Source organism: Nocardia sp. NRRL WC-3656 (genome assembly GCF_000720265.1).
Classification (GTDB): Bacteria; Actinomycetota; Actinomycetes; order Mycobacteriales; family Mycobacteriaceae; genus Nocardia; species Nocardia nova.
In genome coordinates this window covers 118,577-143,362 of record NZ_JOJF01000018.1, presented here as the reverse complement: position 1 = coordinate 143,362, position 24,786 = coordinate 118,577, and the positions used below count along the sequence as shown (strand labels likewise).

22 protein-coding genes and 1 pseudogene are annotated in these 24,786 nt (G+C 68.4%); 9 read left to right on the top strand and 14 right to left on the bottom strand.

Annotated features, from left to right (window positions below; genetic code table 11):
* Positions 1 to 614: 614 nt before the first annotated feature.
* Both IG65_RS0122910 and IG65_RS0122905 read right to left on the bottom strand, forming a co-directional pair.
* On the bottom strand, positions 615 to 1,172 hold the full coding sequence (locus IG65_RS0122910) for a hypothetical protein (RefSeq protein ID WP_063833726.1): 558 nt from the start codon (positions 1,170 to 1,172) through the stop codon (positions 615 to 617).
* 111 nt (positions 1,173 to 1,283) lie between these two features.
* Positions 1,284 to 1,793 carry a GtrA family protein gene (locus tag IG65_RS0122905; RefSeq protein WP_030517007.1) on the bottom strand — a complete coding sequence of 170 codons (510 nt, stop codon included), beginning with the start codon at positions 1,791 to 1,793 and terminating at the stop codon, positions 1,284 to 1,286.
* Between the two features lie 101 nt (positions 1,794 to 1,894).
* Here IG65_RS0122905 and IG65_RS0122900 point away from each other — a divergent pair, with 101 nt between their 5' ends.
* On the top strand, positions 1,895 to 2,695 hold the full coding sequence (locus IG65_RS0122900) for a helix-turn-helix domain-containing protein (RefSeq protein WP_030517006.1): 801 nt from the start codon (positions 1,895 to 1,897) through the stop codon (positions 2,693 to 2,695).
* Here IG65_RS0122900 and IG65_RS0122895 read toward each other — a convergent pair.
* A complete protein-coding gene (locus IG65_RS0122895) occupies positions 2,681 to 4,453 on the bottom strand; it encodes an FAD-dependent oxidoreductase (protein WP_030517005.1) in 1,773 nt (590 codons plus the stop codon). The two genes, IG65_RS0122900 and IG65_RS0122895, sit on opposite strands and share 15 nt — an antisense overlap.
* A gap of 124 nt (positions 4,454 to 4,577) precedes the next feature.
* Positions 4,578 to 6,038, bottom strand: a complete 1,461-nt coding sequence (locus IG65_RS35005; protein ID WP_081879684.1) for an NAD(P)/FAD-dependent oxidoreductase — start codon at positions 6,036 to 6,038, stop codon at positions 4,578 to 4,580.
* 235 nt (positions 6,039 to 6,273) lie between these two features.
* Between IG65_RS35005 and IG65_RS0122885 the strand changes: the two genes are divergently transcribed.
* Positions 6,274 to 7,626, top strand: coding sequence for a wax ester/triacylglycerol synthase family O-acyltransferase (locus IG65_RS0122885; protein WP_030517003.1), 1,353 nt, complete (start codon positions 6,274 to 6,276; stop codon positions 7,624 to 7,626).
* Between the two features lie 68 nt (positions 7,627 to 7,694).
* Here IG65_RS0122885 and IG65_RS0122880 read toward each other — a convergent pair whose 3' ends face one another.
* The 4 genes from IG65_RS0122880 to IG65_RS0122865 form a co-directional block, all read right to left on the bottom strand.
* Positions 7,695 to 8,762: a B12-binding domain-containing protein gene (locus IG65_RS0122880; RefSeq protein WP_030517002.1), complete on the bottom strand. Its 1,068-nt coding sequence runs from the start codon at positions 8,760 to 8,762 to the stop codon at positions 7,695 to 7,697.
* Between the two features lie 26 nt (positions 8,763 to 8,788).
* Positions 8,789 to 10,396, bottom strand: a complete 1,608-nt coding sequence (locus tag IG65_RS0122875) for a PP2C family protein-serine/threonine phosphatase (RefSeq protein WP_030517001.1) — start codon at positions 10,394 to 10,396, stop codon at positions 8,789 to 8,791.
* A gap of 61 nt (positions 10,397 to 10,457) precedes the next feature.
* Positions 10,458 to 10,973 carry an ATP-binding protein gene (locus IG65_RS0122870; RefSeq protein WP_030517000.1) on the bottom strand — a complete coding sequence of 172 codons (516 nt, stop codon included), beginning with the start codon at positions 10,971 to 10,973 and terminating at the stop codon, positions 10,458 to 10,460.
* 24 nt (positions 10,974 to 10,997) lie between these two features.
* The gene (locus IG65_RS0122865) at positions 10,998 to 11,357 is read right to left on the bottom strand and encodes an STAS domain-containing protein (RefSeq protein WP_030516999.1); all 360 of its coding nucleotides are present in this window, start codon (positions 11,355 to 11,357) and stop codon (positions 10,998 to 11,000) included.
* A 434-nt stretch (positions 11,358 to 11,791) separates the two neighbouring features.
* Between IG65_RS0122865 and IG65_RS0122860 the strand changes: the two genes are divergently transcribed.
* The gene (locus IG65_RS0122860) at positions 11,792 to 12,178 is read left to right on the top strand and encodes a DUF1304 domain-containing protein (protein WP_030516998.1); all 387 of its coding nucleotides are present in this window, start codon (positions 11,792 to 11,794) and stop codon (positions 12,176 to 12,178) included.
* Positions 12,179 to 12,196: 18 nt separating this feature from the next.
* On the opposite strand, the gene IG65_RS0122855 is transcribed toward IG65_RS0122860, so the two are convergent.
* Complete coding sequence (locus IG65_RS0122855; RefSeq protein ID WP_030516997.1) at positions 12,197 to 13,033, bottom strand: glycosyltransferase family 2 protein; 837 nt, start codon at positions 13,031 to 13,033, stop codon at positions 12,197 to 12,199.
* 410 nt (positions 13,034 to 13,443) lie between these two features.
* On the opposite strand from IG65_RS0122855, the gene IG65_RS0122850 reads away from it, so the two are divergent.
* Positions 13,444 to 13,944: a TspO/MBR family protein gene (locus IG65_RS0122850; protein WP_051756677.1), complete on the top strand. Its 501-nt coding sequence runs from the start codon at positions 13,444 to 13,446 to the stop codon at positions 13,942 to 13,944.
* A gap of 22 nt (positions 13,945 to 13,966) precedes the next feature.
* On the opposite strand, the gene IG65_RS0122845 is transcribed toward IG65_RS0122850, so the two are convergent.
* Positions 13,967 to 15,520, bottom strand: a complete 1,554-nt coding sequence (locus tag IG65_RS0122845; RefSeq protein WP_051756715.1) for an AMP-binding protein — start codon at positions 15,518 to 15,520, stop codon at positions 13,967 to 13,969.
* Between the two features lie 163 nt (positions 15,521 to 15,683).
* On the opposite strand from IG65_RS0122845, the gene IG65_RS0122840 reads away from it, so the two are divergent.
* Complete coding sequence (locus IG65_RS0122840; RefSeq protein ID WP_081879681.1) at positions 15,684 to 16,322, top strand: TetR/AcrR family transcriptional regulator; 639 nt, start codon at positions 15,684 to 15,686, stop codon at positions 16,320 to 16,322.
* 77 nt (positions 16,323 to 16,399) lie between these two features.
* Here IG65_RS0122840 and IG65_RS0122835 read toward each other — a convergent pair whose 3' ends face one another.
* The 3 genes and pseudogenes from IG65_RS0122835 to IG65_RS39815 all read right to left on the bottom strand — a co-directional run.
* The gene (locus IG65_RS0122835) at positions 16,400 to 17,320 is read right to left on the bottom strand and encodes an SDR family oxidoreductase (RefSeq protein WP_197039890.1); all 921 of its coding nucleotides are present in this window, start codon (positions 17,318 to 17,320) and stop codon (positions 16,400 to 16,402) included.
* A 158-nt stretch (positions 17,321 to 17,478) separates the two neighbouring features.
* Positions 17,479 to 20,139: an excinuclease ABC subunit UvrA gene (locus IG65_RS0122830; protein ID WP_197039889.1), complete on the bottom strand. Its 2,661-nt coding sequence runs from the start codon at positions 20,137 to 20,139 to the stop codon at positions 17,479 to 17,481.
* 209 nt (positions 20,140 to 20,348) lie between these two features.
* Positions 20,349 to 20,714: pseudogene (locus IG65_RS39815) on the bottom strand (hypothetical protein); the annotation flags it as partial.
* Between the two features lie 425 nt (positions 20,715 to 21,139).
* Here IG65_RS39815 and IG65_RS0122820 point away from each other — a divergent pair.
* From IG65_RS0122820 to IG65_RS0122805, 4 genes are all read left to right on the top strand, one after another.
* Positions 21,140 to 21,769: a TetR/AcrR family transcriptional regulator gene (locus IG65_RS0122820; RefSeq protein ID WP_030516990.1), complete on the top strand. Its 630-nt coding sequence runs from the start codon at positions 21,140 to 21,142 to the stop codon at positions 21,767 to 21,769.
* Positions 21,766 to 22,635 carry a fructosamine kinase family protein gene (locus tag IG65_RS0122815; RefSeq protein WP_036525458.1) on the top strand — a complete coding sequence of 290 codons (870 nt, stop codon included), beginning with the start codon at positions 21,766 to 21,768 and terminating at the stop codon, positions 22,633 to 22,635. Before IG65_RS0122820 ends, IG65_RS0122815 begins: the two co-directional genes overlap by 4 nt.
* Positions 22,636 to 22,791: 156 nt before the next feature.
* A complete protein-coding gene (locus tag IG65_RS0122810; protein WP_231509360.1) occupies positions 22,792 to 23,220 on the top strand; it encodes a VOC family protein in 429 nt (142 codons plus the stop codon).
* A 249-nt stretch (positions 23,221 to 23,469) separates the two neighbouring features.
* Positions 23,470 to 23,961 carry a peptidylprolyl isomerase gene (locus tag IG65_RS0122805; protein WP_030516987.1) on the top strand — a complete coding sequence of 164 codons (492 nt, stop codon included), beginning with the start codon at positions 23,470 to 23,472 and terminating at the stop codon, positions 23,959 to 23,961.
* A gap of 99 nt (positions 23,962 to 24,060) precedes the next feature.
* On the opposite strand, the gene IG65_RS0122800 is transcribed toward IG65_RS0122805, so the two are convergent.
* Positions 24,061 to 24,780 (bottom strand): SDR family oxidoreductase, encoded by a 720-nt coding sequence (locus IG65_RS0122800; protein ID WP_030516986.1) that lies wholly within the window; start codon positions 24,778 to 24,780, stop codon positions 24,061 to 24,063.
* Positions 24,781 to 24,786 lie beyond the last annotated feature (6 nt).

Below are 24,786 nucleotides of genomic sequence, written 5' to 3'. Positions count from 1 at the left end.
GGGTGAGTGCGCGGCCTATACCGCCACCGGTGTTCGTTCGTTGCTGCGTGCCCAGCGGCGAGCGATGCGACCTCGGCGGTCACACGCGAATCAGCCACCCGCAAGCCCGTCCGGCGTATCCGATCGACCAGGTCGTCGTCGGAAACCGACGACGACCGACAGAACAGCCCCGCGTGCGATCAGCGGTCACGGCCGACCGCCACAGCGATGCGATGACCCGTGACCGAGCATGCAGGCGCCGACGTCGACTGATACGCCGACAGCTCGAGCGACCGCTTCGGAAAAGCGTCGGTAGCCGTCCAGGTGTCGTGCGATAACGGTCGATTCGGGTTAGCCGCAGCCTCGATTGCCGATTGCCGATTGCCGATTGCCGATTGCCGATTGCCGATTGCCGATTGCCGATTGCCGATTGCCGATTGCCGGCTGCCGCTCGGCAGTGTGCCGTCACTGGCTCACGGACATTGCCTCACGGGCGCGGCTAGCGCGTGCTGTGCGATCCGATGTGACGCTCTCGAGAGCTATCCGTACATCGGGTGGCTCAGCCGTTGGTCGTCATCCGTGGTCCGGCCGCACTGCGGCACGCCAGTGGACGCGTCCACCGATGTGCCGGTAAATCACGCCCACGCGGGTACGCGGTGCAAGGCAGCGAACGAACCGGTGAGCCTCGGCGGCCCGCGCCGCCCGGTGCCGGAGGCCAGCACGAGCCGCCGCGGCGCGGTCACCGTATGCGGTACCGAGACGACGACCGGAGCGCCGGAGATGCCGAGGTTGTGCGCGACCGCGCCGACCACGCGGCGAATCAGCGAAACGGCGCGTCGCAGTGTGGTTTCCGCGCCGCGGACGAGGACCGCCCCGACCACTGTCGCCGCGATGTGCGCCATCAGCATGGGCGCGGTGATCAGAACCTCATGGCAGTGCGGGGACGTCGACAGCGCCAGATGGCCGATCGCCTGGCCGACCGCGAGCAGGCCCATCAGCCGGAACAATCCGGTGCGGGTGTGTGCGGCGAGGCAGCCGATCGCGGTGCTGGCGGCGATCAGCATCATGATCGCCGTGGAGCCGGGTGCCACCGCGCCACCACCGAGGGCGTGGGCGGCGATACTCACCGTGCCCGCGGCGGCGCCGACGCATCCACCACGCAGCTGCGTGGAAGGGTCGGCCGTTGCTCGCACGAGACCATGGTATCGGGGCTCGCCGGCGGGCCGGGCCGCCAGGTCCACCTGTCCGTGCCGGCCGTGATGCCCGTCACCACCTGCGGTTTCGGCGCCTCGCGGTTGCGGCGGTCAGAGGATCTCCAGTTCGGCCTCGCGCAGATCCTGGGGGAAGACGAATCGCCGCAACGCCCAGAATCGGAAGGCCATCGCCAGCAGGACACCGAGAATCTGGCCGGTGATGAAGTTGGAGACCGCCTGGGTGAACGCGCTCACGTGCGGCACCCGGATATCGAAGACGTACAGCGCGACCGCCTGCGGAATGACGGTCACGCCGACGGCGAGCGCGCTGACGGCGAAGAACAGCGCCGCCTCGTGACTGCGCTGGCGCCCGCCGCGGGTGTTGAACGACCATTCCCGGTTCAGGATGTAGGAGGCGATCGTCGCGATCAGCACGCCGAACGCGCGCGCGGTCAGCGGCTTGTCCGGCAATACGGTCAGCTTGAGCGCGTACACCACTCCGGTGTCCACGAACCAGGTGATCGCGCCGACGACGGCGAATTTCATCAGCTCCCGATGGGCGAGCAACAGTGCGCGCCAGCGTTCGGGCAGCCGGTCCAGTCCAGCCTGCACCAACGACACGCAATCCACCCTAACCGTGAGCCGCGCACCGGGCATCCGGACAGCGATCATGACCCGCGAGGTAATCGTCACGCCCACCCGTGCCGCATACGATCGAGCAGGTGCCGACCCATACTGCCGGGGATCTGCTGCGCCACTGGCGTCGCACCCGCCGCCTCAGCCAGCTGGAACTGGCCGGGCGCGCCGAAACCTCGACCCGTCACCTCAGCTTCGTCGAAACCGGCCGGTCCACGCCGAGCCGCCAGCTGATCCTGCACCTCAGCGAGGAGCTCGACATCCCACTGCGCGAACGCAATCGGATGTTGCTGGCCGCCGGTTACGCCCCGGTCTACGCCGAACCCGGATTGGATACTCCCACCATGGCCCCCGTCCGCACCGCGATGCGGCAGATCCTCACCGGCTACGAGCCGTATCCGGCATTGGCCGTGGACGCGCAGTGGAATATGGTCGACGCCAATTCCGGTGTCGCCCTGTTCCTCGACGGCGTTCGCGCCGATCTGCTGACTCCGCCGGTCAACGCGCTGCGGCTGAGCCTGCACCCCGAGGGTCTGGCGCCGCGCATCCTGAATCTCGCGCAGTGGCGCGGACATCTGTTCGAACGCGTCGATCGCCAGATCGAGGCCACCGGCTCGGCCGATCTGGCCGCGCTGCGCGCCGAATTGCTCGAATATCCCGGTGGCCGCGACGATCCCGGCCTGCCCGAACCGGATCAGGCCGTCGTCCCGCTGCGGCTGCGCCACCACGACGCCGAACGCGGGGATATCGACCTGGATTTCATCAGCACCATGACCATCTTCGGCAGTCCGATGAATGTCACGGTCGCCGAACTCGCGATCGAGTCGTTCCTGCCCGCGAGCCCGGCGACCGCCGAATTCCTGCGCAGCCGTTCACATATCGAGTAGATGCGGCAGCCCGGCCCGATAGCGGTCGGCGTCGATGCGTTTGAACGGTTCGAGCTCGGGCGGCGCGTACATCGGGAACACCGCCGCCCGCGGCGCCGCGTCACCGGCCGCGTCGAGCACCGCGTTGGCCGCCTTGCGTCCCGCCTGGCACGCACCCTCCATGGTCGCCAGGTCGATACCGGTCCGCACGTGGTCGCCGCAGAAGAACACGTTGCCGATCGCCGAATGCGCCTCCGGCCGGTGGTCCCACGAGCCGACGGTGTTCACCAGCAGCGGGGTGTCGTTGCGGTTGCCACCCTCCTCGAAATGCACGCCGGGATCGACGAACCACGAGTGCAGGTCGTCGTCGCGCAACCAGCCGGTGCCGGTGTTGAGCCAGCGTTTCAGCTGTGCCCAGACTTCCTGCACCACTTCGTCTTTCGAGCACTGCTTGGCCGGTTTGCCGAACAGGATGCCGGGCGAGTCCCAGTCCGACACGTCCACGGACAGGCATTCCACCACCGTCCCGTCGCCGTAGCGGGCCGCGAAATCGCCGCGCCACATGGGCGCCTGCCGCAGTGCGGTGATCGCCCACGGCGAGCCGAGTGCCGCGATATGTCCTTCCGGCACGCCGGTGGGCCGGCGCAGATAGAACTGCACCCCGACCATCCAGTCCAGCACCAGCTCCCGCATCCCGGCCAGTGCTGGGTCCGCGGCCAGAATGTCGTCGTCGAGGATCGTGGCCGCGCGGTCGGCAGGCATCGCGCACACGTACCAATCCGCCTGCACCGGACGTCCGCCCACGTTCGCACCGCTGATCCGGTCACCGGACAGGCGCAGGCTCGTCAGTCCCGCGCCGGCGACGAACCGGACTCCCTGTCCGGACAGATGCGCCACCCACGGATCGATCCATGCCTCGTTGGTGGGGCCGTTCAGGATCCGGTCCACCCCACCGCGATACTGCGGCGCGATGCCGGCGCCCGCGAAAACCAATGCCTCTCCGATGGTTCCGATGGTGCGCGCGGAGCTGGTCTCCGACTTGGCCGCCACCGTGATCCGGGTCAGCGCCCGCGCCAGATAGTCCCGATAGGCCTGCGACTTCCCGTTCGCCCCGACCGCGTCCACCCATGATCGGTACTCCCATTCGCCGAAGCGGCGTTCGGGGGAGCTGGTGAACCACATCATCATCCGATCGCCGAAGAACGCCAGCTCCTGCGGCGGCAGCTGCGGCACGAAGCCGAATCCGGCGACGAGCGAGTTGCGGATGCGCTCGGGGTTCAGCTCGCGCAGCCCCGCGATCTCGGTCGGCACCGTCACCGGCGGCAGATCCGGAAATCCGGCCACCGTCGATTCCACCCGGATCAGATTTCCGGCCACACCGTTCGCGTTGCCCGGGAACGGAATTCGAGCCATCGTGTCCGGCACGTGCTGGTAGCAACCCGGGAAGAAGCGGAAGCCGTGTTCGCCCGGCAGATCGGCGCGACCGCCCGCCCCGGTGCCGGGCACGCTCATACTGCGCGCCTTCCCGCCCAGCGCGGTCGGCTCGTACACCGTGACCGCGTAGCCGCGTTCGGCCAGTTCGTGCGCCGCGGTCAACCCGGAGACCCCACCACCGAACACCGCCACCGCCCGTCCCGGGCCGACCTGGCGGCGGCCCGGATTCGTCCGCGCTGCCGCCGTGGCCCAGGTGCCGCTCGTCGCCAGAGCCGCGCCCGCGACCGCCGCGCCTCGCAGCAACTGCCGCCTGCCGAATCCACCCGCATTGTCCCGACCGATCATGTCCACTCCTCGAATCAGCGAGCGGGACCGGCCCTGCGTCGATCCCGAAGCCCGAATATCTGCGCCTGCGAAGCCTTTTCACCGAGGTCCGGCAGTATCGAGGGCCCGCCGGCCGGCCCGTCCCTCACTTCGGCGCCGCCGCGGGCCACCGCGACCACGCCGAACCCCACCGCGCCGCCTGACGTTCCCGCCAGTCCTGCGCGTTGTCGCACACCTCGCGAATCACGGTGTCCACCACCGCGGCCGCCGGCGCGTGCGCCAATGCCTGTATCGCGAACTTCGCCGCCCGCGCCGGGGTCAGCAGTTCGTCGGGGGTTCGCGCCCGGGTCATCACATCCAGCGCGAGGCCGGCCAGGTGCGGGTCGGCCGCGCCGGCGCGGTACAGCTGCACTTCGAGCGGTGTCATCTCGGTGCCGCGGGCGAGCCGGTTGGTCCACTGGTACATGGGCAGGCAGTCCTGTTCGCGCTGGTGCTCCCATCGGGTCAGTGCCCGGTCCAGCGCGGCCGCGTCGTCGAGTACCGGGGCCGCGTATTCGCCGAGCAGCCGCCCGTAGCGCATCGCATCGCGCATGCCTTGCGCGGTGACCGGATCCTTGAAGTGGCCGGCGTCGCCGGGCAGCGCCCAGCCGGGACCGCTGGAGCGGCGGAAGTAGGAGACGATGTCGGTGGCCGAGCGCACCCGCCCGAGCGGTTCGCAATCGGCCAGTCGCGCAGCGAGTTCCGGGATCGCGGCCACCATGTCCCGGTAACGCTGCTCGGTCTGCCCGGCGGTGCGCGGCCCGTGCGTAACCGGCGGCTGGATCAGTGACAGCACCGCGCCGTCCTCGCACGGGAAGGCGGTTCCCAGCAGCTGCCCCGCCCGCCACTGCGCCGCCGTCGACCGCCATTCCGGGCGGTTGTCGTGCCAGTAGGCGAAGTAGCACGCCCGCCCACTGGGTTTGCTGCGGTATGGGTCCAGCGCTCCGGTCAGCCGCGCGACGGTGGAGCGCCGCCCGTCCGCGCCGACCACCAGGCGCGCCCGGATCTCGTGGGTGGTCCCCGTGCGATCGACCGCGCGCACGCCGGCGACCCGGCCGCCGTCGCGGATCAGTTCGGTGACCCGCATCGATTCGTGGATCGTGGCGCCGGCCGCGCGGGCGGTGGCGACCAGAGCGGCGTCGAATCCGGTGCGCCGCACGCACATCGCGTAGTCGATGCCGTTCACGGCGGTGAACGGCGCCCGCACCACCTGGCCCGCGCCGCCGGCGTAGGCGACCCGCAGTTGTGGCGCGCCGAGCGCCAGCACCTTCTCCAGCGCGCCCAGCGCCGCCACCTCGGCGATGCCGGCGGGCCAGAGCAGATGGGTCGAGAGCGTGTCGGAGGGAAATCGGGCCGCGTCCACGACGACGACGCGCCGCCCCGCACGGGCGAAGGCGATCGCCGCGGCCGAACCCGCGCAGCGCGCTCCGACAACCACTACGTCCGCGAATTCGCCTTCCGGGCAATCGTTTTCGTCAAGCCCTCGATCGCGTACCGGAAGGTCTCGGACGGTCGCGGCGGTACCCGAATCGGTCGGCGAGGAGTCGGCAGTTTCGTCGGTAGGCATCGGCGCCGCCTTCCGGGTCACTATGTTCGGACACTGTGTCCTAATGAGAGAATGAAGTGACTCCTCTCACATTGTCAATATGTTTGATTCGATCGTTCCCGGCAATTACCGACGCCTGAGCCGCCCGGGCACGGTGAGACTCCGGATCACGCACCTGATCCGACCGCGTCCGCGATGATCACCGGAAGGTGTGGCCACCCGGCCCGATCGGAAACGACCGTGATGAGGTACCGCGATGGCGTTGATGTCACCCCTGGACTCGGCATTCCTGCTGCTGGAATCCCGCGAACATCCCATGCACGTCGGCGGGCTCTCCCTGTTCCGTCCCTCGGGCACCGAGCCGCGATCGGCGCGGCAATTGCACGAGGAATTGGTCTCGGGCACTAACCAACTCACGTCCTTGTTCCGGCGCCGCCCCGCCCGGTCGCTGGCGAGTTTCTCCGCGCTCCAGTGGGATCTCGACGACGACGTCGATATCGACTATCACGTGCGGTTGCTTTCGCTGCCCACGCCCGGACGGGTGCGTGAACTACTGGAACTGGTGTCGATGCTGCACGGATCGCTGCTGGACCGGCATCGCCCGCTGTGGGAGGTCTACGTCATCGACGGTCTCGCCGACGGCCGAATGGCTCTCTACACCAAGACGCATCACGCGCTGATGGACGGTGTCTCGGCAGTGCGTACCTGGCAGCGGGTCCTCTCGGCCGACCCCGATGCCCGCGACTGCGTGCCGCCGTGGCGCTCGCCCCGCCGTCGTCCGGACGCCGGCCCGACTACGTTGTTGCGCCGCTCGGCCGAGGCGGTGCGCATGGCCGGGCGGATCGGCACCGCCGTCCCCGAATTGCTTTCCGGCGCTTACGAGATCGCGCGGGACTATCCCGAACCGCGCCCGTTCCGGGCCCCGCGCACGATGTTCAATGTCGCCATCACCGGTGCCCGGCGATTCGCCGCGCAGTCGTGGCCGTTGCCGCGGTTGCGCGCGGTCGGCGCGCGCACGGGGGCGACCGTGAACGACGTGGTGCTGGCGATGTGCGCGGGCGCGCTGCGCCGGTATCTGCTCGCCGAACAGGCGCTGCCGGACGAGCCGTTGATCGCGATGGTGCCGGTCTCGCTGCGCGGCACCTCCGAAACCGCTGTGGGAGAGGGCAATTCGGTGGGTGCGGCGCTGTGTGATCTGGCCACCGACGAACCGGATCCGGCCGAGCGACTCGCGCGCATCCACTCGTCGATGGCGCGGACCAAGAACACCATGTCGCGGCTGACGCCATTACAGATCCTGGGGCTGTCGGCGGTGAATGTGGCGGGGCTGGCTTCGGCGGCGCTACCGGTCCGGTTGCCGGCCGCCGCGCCGCCGTTCAACATCGTCATCTCCAACGTCCCCGGCGCCACCGAACCCCGCTACTGGAACGGCCTGCGCCTGGAAGCCGCCTATCCGGCCTCGATTCCCCTCGACGGCCAAGCGGTCAACATCACGACGATCAGTTCCGGTGGCGCCATGCATTTCGGCATCGTCGGCTGTCGCCGCAGTGTTCCGCATCTGCAGCGGCTGCTGACCGGACTCGACGAATCCCTCGCCGAACTGGAGTAACCGGACTCCGCGGCCGGAAGGCGGCGAGGATTCGGGCGCGCCGCGCGGTCGTCGGCCGGCGTCGATGGTCAGGCGATTCGCGCGGTGTCGGTGAGGGCGTCGGTGGCGGCGGTGAGAATCCGTCGCGCCCGCGGGAAGTCCTGCAGCTGCCCGCTCAGCAGGTCGAGCACGGGAAACAGCGATTGCGCGGGGACCGCACGCGCGCTGAGCACACCCGCGGTCCACGTGACGAACGTGGTGAACAACTCGTCGTCGTCCAGATACAGTGCGGTGGCGAGGAATTCGAGAATCTGCGCAATATCTTCGGCGGTGCGTTCCAGCTGGGATTCGGAGTACTCCCGCATCGCGGGGAAGCGATGCTCCAGCTCCGCCATGGTGGTCGCCAGCAACTGCGGTGTGCTGCGGGCGATCATGGTGAATTCCTGATCGGTCAGATGCGGCAGCGTCCGGTGCGGTCGGTCCGGCTGCTGCTCCCGCCGCAGCCCCCGGGCGAGCAACTCGGCCGCGGTAGCGGCGTCCGGCGCCCAGGCGTCCGCACCGAGCAGGTTCGCGTAGCGGCCGTCCGGCCCGAATGCCGCCCCGCCGACGAGCACCGGCACTCCGGCCGCCTGGCATGCGGTGATGGTGCCGTGCGCCGACGGCAGGCGGGTCGGCAGCGACGACGACAGCAACACGGCGTCGGGGCCGGTGTTGTGCAGGTGCGCGATCAGGTGGCGGGTGGGCACCTGGGCACCCAGGAAATCGACCTGCCAGCCGCGCAGCCGCAGCACTTCGGTCACCAGCCGCGCGGGAAGGGCGTGCCATTCGCCGTCCACGCATGCGACGGTGACCCGCCCGGCAGAGGCGGGGTGCGAGGCGGCCGCATGCAGTGCCAGCGCCGTCACGGCCCGGTCGTTGATCGCGGTGGCGGTGTGCTCGTCGGCGACACTGAGGGTGTTGGCGGCCCATTCCGCACCCACCCGGCGCTGGACCGCGGCGATGACGTCGAGCAGAACCGCTTCCGGTTCGAGCCCCGAATCCACCGCCGCGAGCACGATGCCGATCGCCGCCCGTTCGTCGCGGCCGGTGACCGCCGTCCACAATTGCTCGCGAAAATCCGGCGCGTCCCGGGAGTTTCGGCGATGCGGCTCGGACATGAACGGCGGCTCCTTGACGGTAGCGGTCAGCGGAGGACGGTATCCGAGGTTCGCGCCGCGGTGATCGCGACGACCGCGATGTCGTCGTGCTCGTTGCGGCCGACCCACTGGGTGGTGAGCATGTGAGTACGCTCGACCACCGCCTCCGCGGGCATATTCGCGCACTGTGCCAGCGCGGCGGTCAGACGCTCCTCACCGAACATGCGCCGGCCCAGCGGTCCGCCGCGAGCCTCGGTCACACCGTCGGTGTAGAGCAGGCAGGTTTCCCCAGGCGCGAGCGAGGTCCGGAACGTCGTGGCGCTGATCTCGGGCAGCGCGCCGACCAACTGTCCCCGCGTCTCGGCCATGTCGACGCTCCCGTCGGCCCGGACGATCAACGGCGGCGGATGCCCGGCGGAGGTCAGCCGCAGCTGCACCCGTCCTTCCCGATGCACCGCCGATGCCAGCACCAGCGTGGCGAACCGGTCGTGCCGCGAGGACATCAGCGCATTGTTCAGCAGGGTGAGCATGCGCTGGTGATCGTCGGCCATCGGCACCAGTGCGTGCACCGTGTTGCGGATCTTGCCGGTCAGGACGGCGGCCTCGAGACCCTTCCCGCAGACGTCGCCGAGGACGACGAGGGTTTCCCCGTCCGGTGCCGCCGCGCGATGTACGTCGTAGAAGTCGCCGCCGATGATTTCGTGATTCTCCGAAGCCCGGTAGGCGCCGGCCAGTTCGATGCCGTGGACGCGGTGCAGTTGCGGTGGCAGCAGCTCGCGCATCAGGATCGCGGTGATGCTGGTCTGCTCGGCATACAGCCGTGCCGCCGACAACGCGATTCCGGCGCGACCGGCGAACAACTGGGCGAAGATCTCGTCGCGCTCGTCGAAGGTCCGCTCGCCGGAACGCCGCAACAGGACCAGCGCACCCGCCGAAACCCCGTGGCCGGGAAGCGGAGTCACGATCACCGAGCCCGTGCGGCGCTCGAAACCGGGCGGCAGCAACCACACCGGCACCGCCGCGGGGTCCAGCCACTGCGAGGGAATGGGCGGGAAGCCGCGCAGCGCCTCGCTCAGCCCGGCCACCGCGTCGGGGTCCTCCTCGACGACGTTCACCCGCACCACACCGTGCTCGTCACAGGAGACGACCGACAGCGCCCGCCCGGCCGGGGGAGTGACGACCACCGCGCCGTCGGCGAGGTGGCGGGCGGCCAGCCGGACGGTCGTCTCCAGGCATCGGTCCACGTTCAGCGAGGCCAGCAGCCGCTCGGAGGCCTGCGACAGGAATGCGGTGCGTTCGCGTTCCTGCTCCAGTTCCGAGCGGCTCTCCTGCAGCGAGCGCGCGGTGTCGCCGAGCAGCCACCAGACGACAGTCCCGTCGGCGCCGGGGGAGGCGACCGCGTGCAGTTCGCACCCGCCCACGCGCCCGGACACCGAGGCGGGCGACGGCGCGATGCCCGAGGCGGCCGTCTCCTCGTGTGCGGTGGACAACCAGGGCGGCACGGCACGGTGCAGCGGTTCGCCCACGACCGCGTCGGGAAACAGGGCGGCCGCTTGCCCGGTCAGCGCGACCACCGTGCCCGCGCCATCGACCACCACGGCCGGATGCGGTACCGCCGACCATCGGTCGACGTCACTCACCACAGATTCGGGCACGGCGAGCTCCTCACATCCGATCGGGCGAGTGAAACCCGCTGCGCCGCAGCCGAAACCGATGTCACGGCTGGTCCGCGGAGCTGCGCCGGGGCCATTGCCCGGTGTCGGAGTCCGAACGGGATTCGGCGGCGGGCGAGACCACGAATTCCACCGTCGTCCCGTCGGCGCCCGAGACGACGCGGGTGCCGGGCATGAGGGCGTTCATCATCGGCAGGCCGCGACCGCGATCGATTTCCTCGTCCGCCCGCGGCGCGCGCCAGGTCCCGCTGTCGGAGACGGCGATGCGGATCGAATGGGCGGCCGACGCGTGCAGCACGACGGTCCGGCCGTCACCGCGATGCCCGTGCTCGACCGAATTCGAACAGGCCTCGTTGACGGCCAGCAGAAGGTCGTAGGCGCGATCCGGTCCGAGGCTCGTCCCCGCGAGCCAGGCGCGCAGCAGGGCCCGCACCCGCTGCAGTTCCTCGGACCGGGCCCGGAATTCGATGTGCAGGTCCTCGAGCGACCGCTGTCCGCCGGCGGTCGCGGCCTTGCGAGCTGCGCCTTCGGGACGACGTGGGCTTTCGGGGTGACGCATACCTTCGGGGTGACGCATGGGATATCAGCCGTTCGTGTGGGAGACAGCGCTCGCGACGGCGGCATCGACGTCGTCGAAGAGTGCGAATACCGTCGACAGGCCGGTGACCTCCACGACGCGCCGCACCGGCCGCGGCGCCACCACCAGCACCCGGCCCGCCTGTCGCAGCGCGCGTACCAGCACATTCATCCCGGAGGAGTCGAAGAACTCGACCGCGGACAGATCGACGATCAGCTGTTCCGGTTGACGAGTCACGGCCTCCTGAACGGCGGTGTCCAGCCGCGGCGCGGTATGCGAATCGACCTCACCGGCGGCGACCACCACCCAGAGGCCGCCGACCGAGATCACCTCGGCGGTGCAGCCGCTGTGGCCTTCGTATCCCACGTGTTCACCCTTCCCTACACTCGCGGCATCCGGGTCCGCCCCTACGAGTATGAATCGTGACGGCGCAGCGGATATGTGCAGGCACATTCGCGCATGACGAACACCGCGATACTCGGCGTAGTTCGCGGTGCCGCGCGCGGCTGTGGTCTCAACCTCGCAAGGTCACCGAGTGTAACGGCCGCTGCGACTCGCCGGGACACGCGTCGGCCGGGCGCACCGGGCTCCCGCTACGGCGCCGCCGCGGCACCCGTCGTCCGGTGCGCGAAATCGCATGCGCTGAGCGGTGTTCGTCAGGTGAGGGCACGTCGAGGTCGGCGTTGCGGCGCATTCGCAGGTCGGGCCCGGGGGTGTCCACCGCAACATTCCGACGTGTCGCCGACACGTTCCGTCCGCCGCGTGGTTATATCGCGCGACGACGTTCACGGAGGTGTTCGGTGACGACAGCAGGTCTCATCCTCGCGTGCCTCGCGGCCGTGATTCACATCTACATCTTCTATCTCGAATCGGTGGCGTGGACGAGTCCGAAGACACGAGCCATCTTCGGAGTCTCCTCGGCGGCCGAGGCGGAGACGACCAGAATGCTGGCGTTCAATCAGGGCTTCTACAACCTGTTCCTGGCCGTCTGCGTGATCGCCGGCACCGTCTTCTTCGCGGTGGGCGAGAAGACGATCGGCGCCACCCTGGTGTTCACCGGCGCCGGTTCGATGACCGCCGCCGGCCTGGTCCTGCTTCTGTCCAGCCCCGACAAGGCGAGTGCGGCCCTCAAACAACTCGTGCCGCCGCTGCTCGCCGTGATCGTTCTGGCGATCGGCCTGGTGTAACGCGACACCCGGCCCGGATCAGTCGGTGGCTCCCGTGGCGGAGATGCGCGCGGCGCCCGGACGCAGAGTGAACCGGCGGGCGTGGAAATCCCAGAAGCGGTAGATCGGCCACTGCAGGGTGTGAGAGATGCAGGCGCCCACGATGATGAGGCGATGCCGCAGTGGGACGCGCAGGCCGTGGTGTTCGAGGGTGCGAACCCCGATGTGGTGGAACTTCCAGTGGTGGTGCGGAGTGGTGCGCCGTCGGCGCGACGATGTCCGGGCACGCATGGTGGGCAGCTGGTGGATGCGCAGACCGTGCGTCATCAGGCACAGCGCCAGGTCGAGATCCTCGGCGATATCCGCGCGGGTCTGCACATCGGGCCGGATCCGGAGCCACGCCGTACGCCGCAGGGCCATGTTCGGTCCGTACATGTTCGCCACCTGCCCGCCGACCTTGCCCAGCCGCAGCAGCAGTCGCTGCCCGAATTCGAGGAAGAAGCCGATCGGGGAGTCGTGGTAGGTGCACAGGCCGGTCAGCGCCGCGGTATCCGGATGGGCGGCGAGGTGGTCGCGAATGGTGGCCGCCCAGTCGTCGGCGACGAGCGTGTCGGCGTCGGTGCGGGCGATGACATCGCCGCGCGCCTTGTCGAATCCGGCGTTGCGAGCCGCCGGTATGCCGCGGGCCGGTTCGTGGATCAGGTGCACCTTCGGGTGGGTGGCGGCGAATTGTTCGACGATGTGCGGGGTGCCGTCGTCGCTGCCGTTGTCCACGACGATCACTTCGTCGACCGCGTCCTGGGCGACGAGTCGCGACAGCGTTTCCTCGATGACAGGGGCTTCGTTGAGAGCGGGAACTACAACCGACAAGATCATCAATCATCTCCGTGCTGTGAGGGATGTTGAAAGAACCTGCGAGAAGTGCGCTAGCGTCGGGCAAACCCTAAGGGATAAGACGTTGGCCCACTTGCTTTTCGGTCGTCCAGCGCGGGAATGCCGGATAGGTGCGGTTTCACCTCGAAAGGTCCGATCGCCGAGAGAAGAATCGGCGCGCTCCGGTGGCGCGATTCGGCTCGTGTCGAATCGGTACCCGATATATGGGCGAATCTTCCGTCAACGCCGGTTTTCCGTTATCGGCAGCGAAGTATGGGTAGGCCGAGCACAGGACCGACCGCGCTGCCGGCTCGCCGTGGGCGCGGAGCCCTCGCGTGACAGTTCTCCAGGCCTTGCCGGCCGATCGCTGCCCGGCCCGCAGCACCCGGCACCCGCGACGAAAGGAGTCTCCCGTGATCGGAACGCGCACGCGGCGTACGGATTCGAGCCGGTGGAAACAATCGTGGTGGACGTTCCCGGCCACCGCCGCCGCCGCGACGGCCGGCGCGGCGGCGACCACGACCGGCTCGCAGTGGTATCAGCGCCTGGAGAAGCCGCCCTTCCAGCCGCCGCCCGCGGTCTTCCCGGTCGCGTGGACAACCCTCTACGTCGATATCGCCGCCACGACGGCCCGAGCGCTCACCCGCGCCGATCCGGCCCAGCAGCGACGCCTCCGCACCGCCCTGCTGCTCAACCTGACCCTCAATGCGAGCTGGAGCTGGGTGTTCTTCCGCGCACACCGTCTCGGCGCGGCCACGGCCGTGGCGGCCGCCCTGACGCTGAGCAGTGCCGATCTCACCCGCCGCACGGCCGAGGTGGACCGCGTCGGCCTCCTGCTGGCCGCCTATCCGGCGTGGTGCGGCTTCGCCACCGTGCTGAGCGGTGCCCTCTGGCGCCGCAACCGCGCCGGGTGAGACGCGGCGAGAGCTCAGGGCCTCAGATCTTTCGATCGTGATCGGCCCAGTAGGGCGCTCGCAGTTCGCGTTTGAGGATTTTGCCGCTGGCATTGCGAGGCAGCGCGTCGACGAAACGGAATTGCTTGGGGCATTTGTATCCGGCCAGATGTTCGCGGCAGAACCGCTGGATATCGTCGGCGTCGCCGTCGGAGACGAGGATCGCGAGCACCGATTCGCCCCAGACCTCGTCGGGTACCCCGATGATCGCCGCGTCGGTGACGGAGGGATGTGCCAGCAGGACCCGCTCGACCTCGGGTCCGTACACGTTCTCGCCGCCGGTGATGATCATGTCCTTGAGCCGGTCCTCCACGTAGAGGTAGCCGTCGGCGTCGACCCGGCCGATATCGCCGGTGCGGATCCAGCCGTCCACGATCGTCTCCGCGGTGGCGTCGGGGCGGTTCAGATATCCGGTCATGCGCTGGTCGGTGTGCAACCAGATTTCACCCTCCTCGCCGACGGGAACCTCGGCGCCGGTAGTGATGTCGGCGATGCGGACAGTGACGCCGGGTACCGGCCGTCCTGCCGACAGCAGCCGCCGGTCCGCATTCGGCCCGCGATGGTCGCCGGGGTCCAGCGTGGTGGCCACGCCGGACACCTCGGTTTGTCCGTAGACCTGGACGAAGCGCACATCGGGGAGGGCGTCGAGGGCTCGGCGCAGGAGGGGGAGCGGCATGGGCGCGGCGCCGTAGCCGAGGTAGCGCAGCTGCGACAACGCGTCGACGGCCGCATCGCCAGCGGCGAGGAATCCGGCGATCACCGGCGGCACGAAGAACGTGTGCGTCGCCCCGGCCTGCAGTGCGGTGATCAGCGCGGCGGGCGTGGGTTCGCGCGTCATGATGCTGTGTACGCCCGCGCGGATGCCGAACAGTGCGTAGCAGACACCGCCGACGTGGAACATCGGCATCGCGACCAGATTCCGGTCGCCGTCGGTGAACGGGAACTTGGTTCCGACGCAGACGGTATGGGCGACGAGTGCGCGCTGGCTCAGCAGGACGCCTTTGGGCCGGCCGGTGGTGCCGGAACTGTAGATCACCAGCGCGACATCCGATTCCGTTGCCGCCGTGCCGAGTTCGGCATCACCGGTCGCGGCGGCGAGGAAGTCCTCGTACTCGTCGTCGATGGTGATGATGCGTTCCAGCCGGTGCGCCGCGCCACGTGCCTGCTCGGCAGTCGTGCGGAATTCGCTGCCCGAGAACAGAATTCGTGCCTCGCTGTCGTCGAGGACGTACGCCAGTTCGTCGCCCGCCAGGCGCCAGTTGAAGATGGCGAGCCCGGCGCCCAGTGTGGCCGCCGCGAACAGCAACTCGAGCCCGGCCGGATGGTTCTTGTCCAGGAAACCGATGCGCTCACCACGGCCGATTCCGGCGGCGGCCAGACTGCGGGCGGCGCGGTCGATGCGGTCGTTCCACTGTGCCCAGGTCCAGCGCTGGTCGCTGTAGTCGATCGCGATCCCTTCGGGCCGTTCGGCCGCCCATCCGGTGACGAAGTCTCGGAGCAATTCCGGTGTGCCGGTGCCGGTTCGGCTGATGTGCATATGCGCCTCGGTGCTGGTGGCCAACTGATCGCCCTTTCGCTTCCCGGGTCTCGTCACGTTGACGGAAGTAGCCCGTTCGACAGAACTAGTCCACTTGGACTAGTAGCATGATGGGTGATTCAGTTCACACCTGTCAATGCCCCGAATTCGATAGGAAGCGACCGTGCCGGACCGAACACGAGGAGAACGCGCTCGCGCGGCGGTGATCGACGCGGCGATCACGCTGCTGACGACCGGCGGATACACCGCCCTGACCACCCGTGCCGTGCAGGAGACCAGCGGGCTGTCTCGCGGATCGATGCTGCACCAGTTCCGGACCCGGGAGGATCTGCTGGCCGCGACGGTCGAGGAACTCGTCGCCCGGCGCGCCGCGCGGGCCGAGGAGATGATCGCGAAGTTTCGCGCCGAACCGCCCGGGGATCGCTTGACCGCCGCCATCGTCGCGGTGCGAGAACTGTTCTCGGGACCGGATTTTCTGGCCGAGATGGAGTTGTGGGCGGCGGCCCGCACCAATCCCACGCTGCACGAGACCCTGGTTCCGGTCGTGGAGCGCATCGGCGGCCGGCTGCGTGAGCAACTGGCCGAATTGTTCGGCGCGGAATTGGCCGCCCATCCCGACTATCCCAAGGTGTCGATGCTGACGGTCGAGGTCGCCCGCGGCCTGGCCTTCAGCGCCCCGATTCGCCGCGGCCACGGCGACCCGATACTGCTCGAGTACTGGTGCGCCGCTGCCGCCACCATGCTCGGCCGCCCCGCTCCCGGCACCCCGCATCGCGATCACGAATACCGGGTTGTCGTCTGAAATGTGCGGCGCCCGAAGTGGCCGGCGGGGTCGAACCTATTGTGCCGCCGTATGTTTCGAGATTCGCTGGCGAGCAGTTATCCGAAGAGCCGGCGATGGTCGCGAACGAACTGCTCGAAGGTTCTCGGCGCGTCACCGGTCAGGTCGGTGACGGTCGACAGCACCGAATCGGCTCCGCCGTCGCCGTAGACGGTGCTCACCCGGACCAAGGCTTCTGCCATGAATGCCGGAACGCCGGCGGCGAGCAGGCCGTCACGTGCTTCCGTCGCGGTCTGTGCGTGGTAGCGCACGGCCTTGCGCAGAACATCCGAGAAGACGTCGGCCACCTCGTCGTAGGTGAGAGCGCGGGGACCGGTGAGGGCATAGATCCGGCCGTCGTGGCCGCCGGTGGTGAGGACATGTGCGGCGACACCGGCAACGTCACGGGCGTCGACGTAGCTGATGGGCGCCGAACCTTCCGGGCGTGCGATCACTCCGTGCTCGGCGATCGACGCCGCCATCTGCGCGAAGTTCTGCATGAAGAAGTTCGGCCGCAAGAAGGTCCACCGCAATCCGGAGCGTTCGATGGCCTCCTCCACCGGCCGATGCAGGTCGGCGAGGGGAGTGAGGCGTTCGTCGGCCCGCCACAAAGACACCTTGACGACCCGTTCGACGCCGGCTCTGTACGCCTCCTCGACCAGGGCGAGTTCGTCCCGAGTCTGCGTCGCGGTAGTGGCGGTGACCAGGAAGAGGGTGCCGACGCCCGCCATCGCGGCGGGCAGGGTGGCAGGCCGCGTGTAGTCGACGGTGACCGCGTCGTGGCCGGATTCCCTCATCGCGGCGGTGCGTGCGGGATCCCGGTAGGCCGCGCGAACGGGTGCACCCGCCGCGAGCAACGCGGCCACCACGCCCGAGCCGATTCTGCCCGATGCGCCCGTGATCAGCACCGGATGGCCGGATTGCGGCGACAAGGCCGAAGACGGCGCCGAAGGATCTGTTCCGGTGCGGGGTTTAGTCACATGTCGGACGTTACCGGGAGCCACCGACAGGAATCCGAACGCAGACAGTGACTTTCACCTGGTTCGGCCACGACCGGAGTCACGCTCCGAGGAACAGCCGTTCGGTCGGCAGGCGAGGCAGTGGAGCTGATCGGCTCGCCCGCGGTCCCGACGTGGTGTCATCGCAGCGCAGCGGCGAGGTAGGGAGCGGTGGCGCTGCGGGTATCAGCGGCCGCCTCGGCCGGGGTGCCGGTGGTGACGACGCGACCGCCCTCGTTGCCGGCGCCGGGGCCGAGGTCGATGACATGGTCGGCCTGGACCACCACACGCATGTCCAGTTCGGCGACCACGACGGTATTGCCCGCGTCCACCAGTTTCTGCAGGTGCAGCATCAGCCGGTCGGTATCGGCCGGATGTAATCCCGAGGTGGGTTCGTCGAGGAGGTACAGGGCGTCGCCGCGATGTGCGCGCTGCAGTTCGGTGGCGAGTTTGACCCGTTGGGCCTCGCCACCGGACAGTTCGGTCGCCGGCTGCCCCAGCCGGAGGTAGCCGAGCCCGACGTCGTCCAACACGGTCAGTGAGCGGAAGATGTCGGTGTCACCCTCGAAGAAGGCCCGCGCCTCGTCGACGCTCATCTCGAGAACCTCGGCGATATTGCGGCCGTGCCAAGTGATTTCGAGTGTGCTCGCTTGATAGCGGGTGCCGTGGCAGTCCGGGCACGGAGTGTAAACGCTGGGCAGGAAGAGCAACTCGACCATCACCCAGCCTTCGCCCTCACAGGTGGGGCACCGCCCGGAGGCGACGTTGAACGAGAATCGGCCCGCGTTGTAGCGCCGGCGCCGCGCCTTCGGTGTGGCGGCGAAACGGCGGCGGATGTGGTCGAACATTCCGGTGTAGGTGGCGACGTTCGACCGGGGAGTGCGCCCGATCGGTTTCTGATCGATGCACACCACCCGGCGAAGATCGCCGACTCCGCCGACGATCGTGCCGTCGACGGCCTGCGAGTCGTCCGACAACAGCAGATCGTCTCCGGTGTCGTCGGCGGGCGTGCCGACCGGGTGCCCCAGATACTCACCGATGAGAGCCGGTAGCGCCTGACTGACCAGGCTCGACTTCCCGGAGCCGGACACGCCTGTGACAGCGGTCAGGCACTGCAGCGGAAACGACACCGACACGTCGCGTAAATTGTTGCGGCGCACCTTCTTCAGTCGCACCCATTCCTCCGGGCGCCGCAGCGGCCGGGGCGCGGGCCGGTCGTGACCGAACAGGTAGCGACGGGTCGCCGACTCGCCAACCTTTGCCAAGCCTTCGGGCGGTCCGCTGTGCAGAATCCGGCCGCCGTTCTCTCCGGCGCCGGGCCCGAGATCGATCAGCCAGTCGGCGGCGCGAACGATGTCGAGTGAATGCTCGACGACGAAAACGCTGTTACCGCGCCGCTTCAGACCCTCCAGGATGACCAGCAGGGCGTCGCGGTCGCGCGGGTGCAGCCCTGCCGACGGTTCGTCGAGGACGTACACGACACCGAAGAGCTGCGAGGACAGTTGCGTCGCCAGCCGCACGCGCTGCAACTCGCCGGACGACAGGGTCGGTGTGCTGCGATCCAGAGACAGATAGCCCAGGCCCAGGTCGGTGACCGGCCGCAGCCGTTCCAGCAGTTCGGAGACCAAACGCTGTGCGGCAGCGCGTTTTTCGACCGACATGTTCGGCGTGCTGCGCACGTCCGGGGCCGCATCGTGTGCCGAACCGCCGGCCGCGACACGCTTGTCGACCGCCGCTCGGCGGGTCGTCTCGTCGAGGACGGCGTCGGAGCCGGTTCCGGTCGGGTGCCAGTTCTCGGCGAGTACCGCCGACAACAGTTCGGCGAGGCGGCCCAAGGGAAGTGCGGAGAATTCGGCGATGTCGAGCCCTTCGAACGTCACCGACAGGGCTTCCGGTTTGAGAAGTTTGCCGTCGCAGGTGGGGCACACCGCGCTGCTGATGAACCGGGACACCCGCTTCTTCACCGAGGCGCTCTTGGTGTTCGCGAAGGTGTCGAGGACATACCGGCGCGCGCCGGTGAACGTGCCCTGGTAGCTGGGCTCCATCTGCTGTTTCAGCGCGCGCCGCGTCTGCGCCGGAGTGAAGCCCGCGTACACCGGCACCGTGGGATGCTCGTCGGTGTAGAGGATCCAGTCGCGGTCCTTCTTCGCCAGATCTCGCCACGGCCGGTCGACGTCGTAGCCGAGCGAGACCAGGATGTCGCGGAGGTTCTGACCGTGCCACGCCGGTGGCCAGGAGGCGATCGCCCGGTCCCGGATCGTCAGCGACGGATCGGGCACCATCAGCTTCTCGGGCACCTCGTACACCCGGCCGATTCCGTGACAGGTGGGACAGGCACCTTGAACGGTGTTCGGTGAGAAGTCCTCGGCGTAGAGCATCGCTTGCTTCGCGGGGTAGTTACCGGCTCGCGAATACAGCATGCGGACCAGGCTGGACAACGTCGTCACGCTGCCGACGGAGGAGCGGGCACTACCGCCCGCGCGGTGTTGCTGCAGAGCGACCGCCGGCGGCATCCCCTCGATCGAATCGACGTCGGGTACGCCCACCTGATCGATGAGCCGGCGCGCGTACGGGGCCACCGACTCCAGATATCGGCGCTGGGATTCCGCGAACAACGTGCCGAAAGCCAGCGACGATTTCCCCGACCCCGAGACGCCGGTGAACACGACCAGCGCGTCGCGGGGTATGTCGACATCGACGTCGGCGAGATTGTGCTCGCGCGCGCCGCGCACTTGGACACGGTCGGGAACGGCGATCGGCGGGTTCCCAACGGCCGTTCGCTTCGCGGGAGAACCTGCCATTACACCTGGCCTCACGTTGACGGGATCGATCCGGTGCCGAAAAAAAATGATGCTTCGAACTGTGCCGGATACCCGCGTCCGGCTGCCCTTATCCTGCAACTCGCCCGCATCGATGTGGAAATGGAAATACCGCCTCGGCAATGACGACGGTGCCCTCACAGCAAACGCTGTGAGGGCACCGTCGCATAGTCCGGCAGCGGATTAACTTGTTACTTGCTCGGTGCCGGCTTGAACGGGGCGTTGATGGTGGAGAAGTACTGGATCGCGGCGCCGATCGCGACCGGAGCGGTCACGAAGATCTGGCCGGCGAGCACACCCAGGAAGCCGACGGCGGCGGCGCCGGCGACACAGCCGCCCAGCGGGCCGGCGCCGAACAGGGCGAGCAGCGCACCGGTCGCGGCGAGACCGATAGCGGCGCCGGCGATGCAGCCGATGACCGCGCCGCCGAGACCACCGGCCAGCGTGCCGATGGTGGCACCGGTGGAGATGGTGTCCTTCAGGCGGTTGAACGCGGCGGTTTCACGGTCGTAGGGGGTCTTCCACGGGGCCGAGTCCTCGAAGGGGAGGGGCGGGGGCGGCGGGGTCGGCGTTCGCGGTACCGGCCGCGACGCCGACGGCGGCGACCAGCATGGCGGCGGTCGCGGCGAATTTCCTCATCATCATTTTTTGCGGAACCTCGAGACGGAGTGGTTCAGGGACGAGGCAATCACAGACCAGTCCAGCTAACGGATAGTGAACGCCCGGAGATCATTCATTCAGTTCCTGTTCACCACGTCCGCCCGGATGTCGGCAGGACAACTGAAACCTTCAGTGCGAGTGATGCTTTCTCGCGGGGCTCGCAATGGAGCGAAACTCGGCTGAACTGCCGTTTGTGGCTGTTATCACAGACTTTTCCCAGGATGACGCCCACATCTTCCGGCGATTTCCTCCGGTGGTCACCTGCGTTGTCTCGTGACTCGAGCGACAATGTGCCCATGGCCGTCCTCGACGAACCCACGACATGGCGTCGCTGACCCGCCCCGGCTCGCGGTCTCGTGAGCGCGACGAACGGCGCGATGCGGTGGAGCGGCGGGTGCTCTCCGCTGTGGACCGGCTGCTGGATACCGGTGTCACCTACACCGAACTTCCGGTGGCCCGGATCGCCGCCGAGGCCGACATCGCCCGCTCCACCTTCTATCGCTATTTCCCCGACAAGAGCCGGCTACTCATCCGGATGGCCGACCTCGCCACCGACGATCAGTTCCGCACGGCCGAACTGTGGTGGGCCGCAGACCATCTCGACGGAGAGGCGGGGGTCGTCACGGCCATGCGGCTGATGATCGCGGGCACCCGGGCACACCATCGCGTCCTGCGCGCGCTCACCGAGGTGGCAGGTTACGACCGCGATGTGGGCCGCTACTGGCAGGAGCGGGTCCAGCGCTTCACCGAACTCGTCCGCGGCCGGCTGGACCGGGAGCGCGCGGCGGGCCGGATTTCCGCCGATCTGGAGGTCGAGGCCACCGCCATCGCCCTGACCTGCATGGTCGAGCGTGCCATCGACTTCACCTTCGCGGCCGGGAATCCGGTGGACGACGAACAGTTGGCCCGAGCGCTGGGGCGGGCGATCTGGCAGACGGTCTACGGCTCGTGAGCGAGCTGTCGACACATCTGGGGTCCTTGCTGGGCGTACCGGTGGTGTCCGAGCGCACCGCGAGACGCGGGCATGCCTGGACCTTGTATCGCGTGCAGCTCGCCGACGGCCGCGATGCCTTCGTGAAAAGTGCTGTGGGCGAACCGGGTTCGACTGCGGACCATGCCTTGACCGCCGAGGCCGCGGGCCTGCGCTGGTTGCGCGATGCCGACGCCGCGGACCTGATCCCGCAGGTACTGGCCGCCGACGAGCGCACTCTGGTCTTGCCGTGGTTGAGTTCGGTGACGCCCAGCCGTGCTGCCGCAGAACAGTTCGGTGCGGCGCTTGCCGAACTGCACGCGCACACCGTCGACCGGTACGGCGCGCCGTGGGCGGGCTGTATCGCCACGGTCCCGCAAGACAACGCGATGGTCGCGGGGGAGTGGGGGCCCTGGTATGCCCGGTATCGACTGCAACCGCTGTTGCCCGCCGCCGCATCCGTTCTGGGACGCGACGGAACTCGGCTCGTCGAGCGGGTGATCGACGGGATCGGCGAACTGGCCGGCCCAGCGGAACCACCGTGCCGCATTCACGGCGATCTGTGGTCGGGCAATGTGCTGTGGACCGAGCGCGGCGTGCGGCTCATCGACCCGGCCGCCCACGGCGGTCATCGCGAGACGGACCTGGCCATGTTGCGGCTGTTCGGCGCGCCGCATCTCGGCCACATTCTGCGGGCATACCGGGAGCGCTTCCCCCTCGCGCCCGGCGCGGAACAGCGGAGCGCACTGCATCAGCTGTATCCGTTGCTGGTGCATGTCGTGCTGTTCGGTGGGGGATACCGGGAACAAGCCATCGCTGCCGCGAAAGAGGCGTTGTCCGCAGGGTGAAAGTGTCCGGGCGACAGACTGTTTCCTGATCAGGGCCGATGTGGTCGGCCAAGTACCGAGCGGAGGCCGCACGCAGTGAACATATCGATATGGATGTATGCGCATCTAGGCATGTGACATCGGAGTGTTCTCACGTGGTGAACGAACAGCTCCGCGGTGACAAACACAGCCATGACGGCTGGTGGCTACGGTCAGGTGATGGAGTTGCGGAGGATTCACCACGCGGCGATCATCGCGTCGGACTATCAGAGATCGAAAACGTTCTATACCGAGGTGCTCGGGCTGCGGGTGGTGGCGGAGCACTACCGGGCCGAACGGCGTTCGTGGAAGCTCGATCTCGCACTGCCGGACGGCGCCCAACTGGAGCTGTTCTCGTTCCCGGATCCGCCGACGCGGCCGTCGCGGCCCGAGGCGTGCGGGTTGCGCCATCTCGCCTTCGTCGTCGAAGACGTCGCCGCGGGCCTGGCGGAGCTGCGGGGGAGGGGAGTGGTCGTGGAGGAGGTCCGTGTCGACGAATTCACCGGTCGCCGTTTCGGTTTCTTCTTCGACCCGGACGACTTGCCGCTGGAGTTGTACGAGGCCTGAATCCGTGTCGCCGTCCTCGCGGTCGAATGCGCCGGCGCTCGAGGAGAGGGCGGCCGGCGTTGCGGCAACACAAAACAATATGTGATGGAGATATGCGCATCTAACTATGTGTACTCTGACTGCGCGCGCCGCAGACTTCCAGCTCACGCACGCAGAAACAAAAGACTGCACAAGACGACCGAGCCCTGTTCGTACGTCCGAGATGAGGGGTTGTCCGCCGGGTGCAGGCGGCTGCCATACGATGACCGGATGACCACAGTGTTGCTCAACACATCAGCCGGGGACATCACCCTCGAATTGGACGAGACGAAGGCGCCGCAAACGGTCGCGAACTTCGTGGACTACGTCAAGTCCGGCCACTACGACGGGACGATCTTCCACCGTGTGATTCCGGGTTTCATGGTGCAGGGCGGCGGTCTGACCGCCGATATGCAGCAGAAGCCGGCGCCCAACCGGGTGCAGAACGAGGCCAAGAACGGGCTGCGCAACGACAAGTACACCGTCGCGATGGCGCGTACGGCGGATCCGCATTCGGCCAGTGCCCAGTTCTTCATCAACACCGCCGACAACGACTTCCTGAACTACCCGGGTCAGGACGGCTGGGGTTACGCGGTCTTCGGGCGGGTCGTCGACGGTAACGCCGTCGTGGATTCGATCGAGGGTGTCCGCACGGGCTCCAAGGCCGGGCATCAGGATGTGCCGGTCGAGCCGATCACGATCGTTTCGGCTCAGCTGGCCTGATCGGCAGGGCGCGCGCCCCGCATATCCCGTCCGTTCAGCACCGCGGTAGCGGTGCCGATGGCCGGTGGTGCGGGGCGCCGCCATGTGCGGGGCGGTTCGTCAGACCAGCCGGTGTCCGCCTTCGACGTGCAGAACTTCGCCGGTCATGAAGTCGTTGTCGAGGACGGCATGGAACGCGGCCGCGATATCGGCGGGACGGCCGACGCGGCCGGCGGGCAGTCGGGCGGCCATCGCGGTGAGCCGGGCGTGTTTGTCGGGGCCGGCGAAGTCGTCCCAGATCGGGGTGTCGACCCAGCCGGGGGAGACGGCGTTGACTCGGATCGGCGCCAATTCCAGGGCCAGCGCTCGGACCAGGCCCTCCAGGGCGGCGTTGGCGGTGGCGACGACCGAGCCGCCGGGTGCGGGTCGGTAGGCCGCGATTCCGGAGGTGACGGTGATGGAGTTACGGACCCGGTCTGCCGCGTATTTGGCGACCAGCCACGGCCCGAGCACTTTGATGTCGAGGACGGTCCGCGCGTCGCGCGCGGGCAGCTCGGTGAGCGGGCCGTATCCGTGGCGCATGTCGGCGGCGGTGACGACGATGTGATCGACCGCGCCTACGGTGTCGAAAAGTGCTGCGATGGAAGCTTCTTCGGCGATGTCGACGCGCTGCGAGCGGAGCTGGTCGGGATAGCCGAGCTGTGCGGTCGCGGCGGTCAGGCGGTCGGTGTCGCGGGCGGCGATGGTGACTCGATGTCCGGCTTCCAGGAGTCGTTCGGCCAGGGCGAGGCCCATGCCGGAGCTGCCGCCGATGACGAGGGTGCGGGTGGTGTCGGTCATGTATCC

What these genes read in the sequence shown, in the direction of transcription:
- IG65_RS0122895 (WP_030517005.1), bottom strand. Translation starts at nt 4,453, where the DNA reads ATGATCGGTCGGGACAATGCGGGTGGATTCGGCAGGCGGCAGTTGCTG.
- IG65_RS35005 (WP_081879684.1), bottom strand. Translation starts at nt 6,038, where the DNA reads ATGCCTACCGACGAAACTGCCGACTCCTCGCCGACCGATTCGGGTACC.
- IG65_RS0122885 (WP_030517003.1), top strand. Translation starts at nt 6,274, where the DNA reads ATGGCGTTGATGTCACCCCTGGACTCGGCATTCCTGCTGCTGGAATCC.
- IG65_RS0122880 (WP_030517002.1), bottom strand. Translation starts at nt 8,762, where the DNA reads ATGTCCGAGCCGCATCGCCGAAACTCCCGGGACGCGCCGGATTTTCGC.
- IG65_RS0122870 (WP_030517000.1), bottom strand. Translation starts at nt 10,973, where the DNA reads ATGCGTCACCCCGAAAGCCCACGTCGTCCCGAAGGCGCAGCTCGCAAG.
- IG65_RS0122855 (WP_030516997.1), bottom strand. Translation starts at nt 13,033, where the DNA reads ATGATCTTGTCGGTTGTAGTTCCCGCTCTCAACGAAGCCCCTGTCATC.
- IG65_RS0122845 (WP_051756715.1), bottom strand. Translation starts at nt 15,520, where the DNA reads ATGCACATCAGCCGAACCGGCACCGGCACACCGGAATTGCTCCGAGAC.
- IG65_RS0122830 (WP_197039889.1), bottom strand. Translation starts at nt 20,139, where the DNA reads ATGGCAGGTTCTCCCGCGAAGCGAACGGCCGTTGGGAACCCGCCGATC.
- IG65_RS0122820 (WP_030516990.1), top strand. Translation starts at nt 21,140, where the DNA reads ATGGCGTCGCTGACCCGCCCCGGCTCGCGGTCTCGTGAGCGCGACGAA.
- IG65_RS0122805 (WP_030516987.1), top strand. Translation starts at nt 23,470, where the DNA reads ATGACCACAGTGTTGCTCAACACATCAGCCGGGGACATCACCCTCGAA.
- IG65_RS0122800 (WP_030516986.1), bottom strand. Translation starts at nt 24,780, where the DNA reads ATGACCGACACCACCCGCACCCTCGTCATCGGCGGCAGCTCCGGCATG.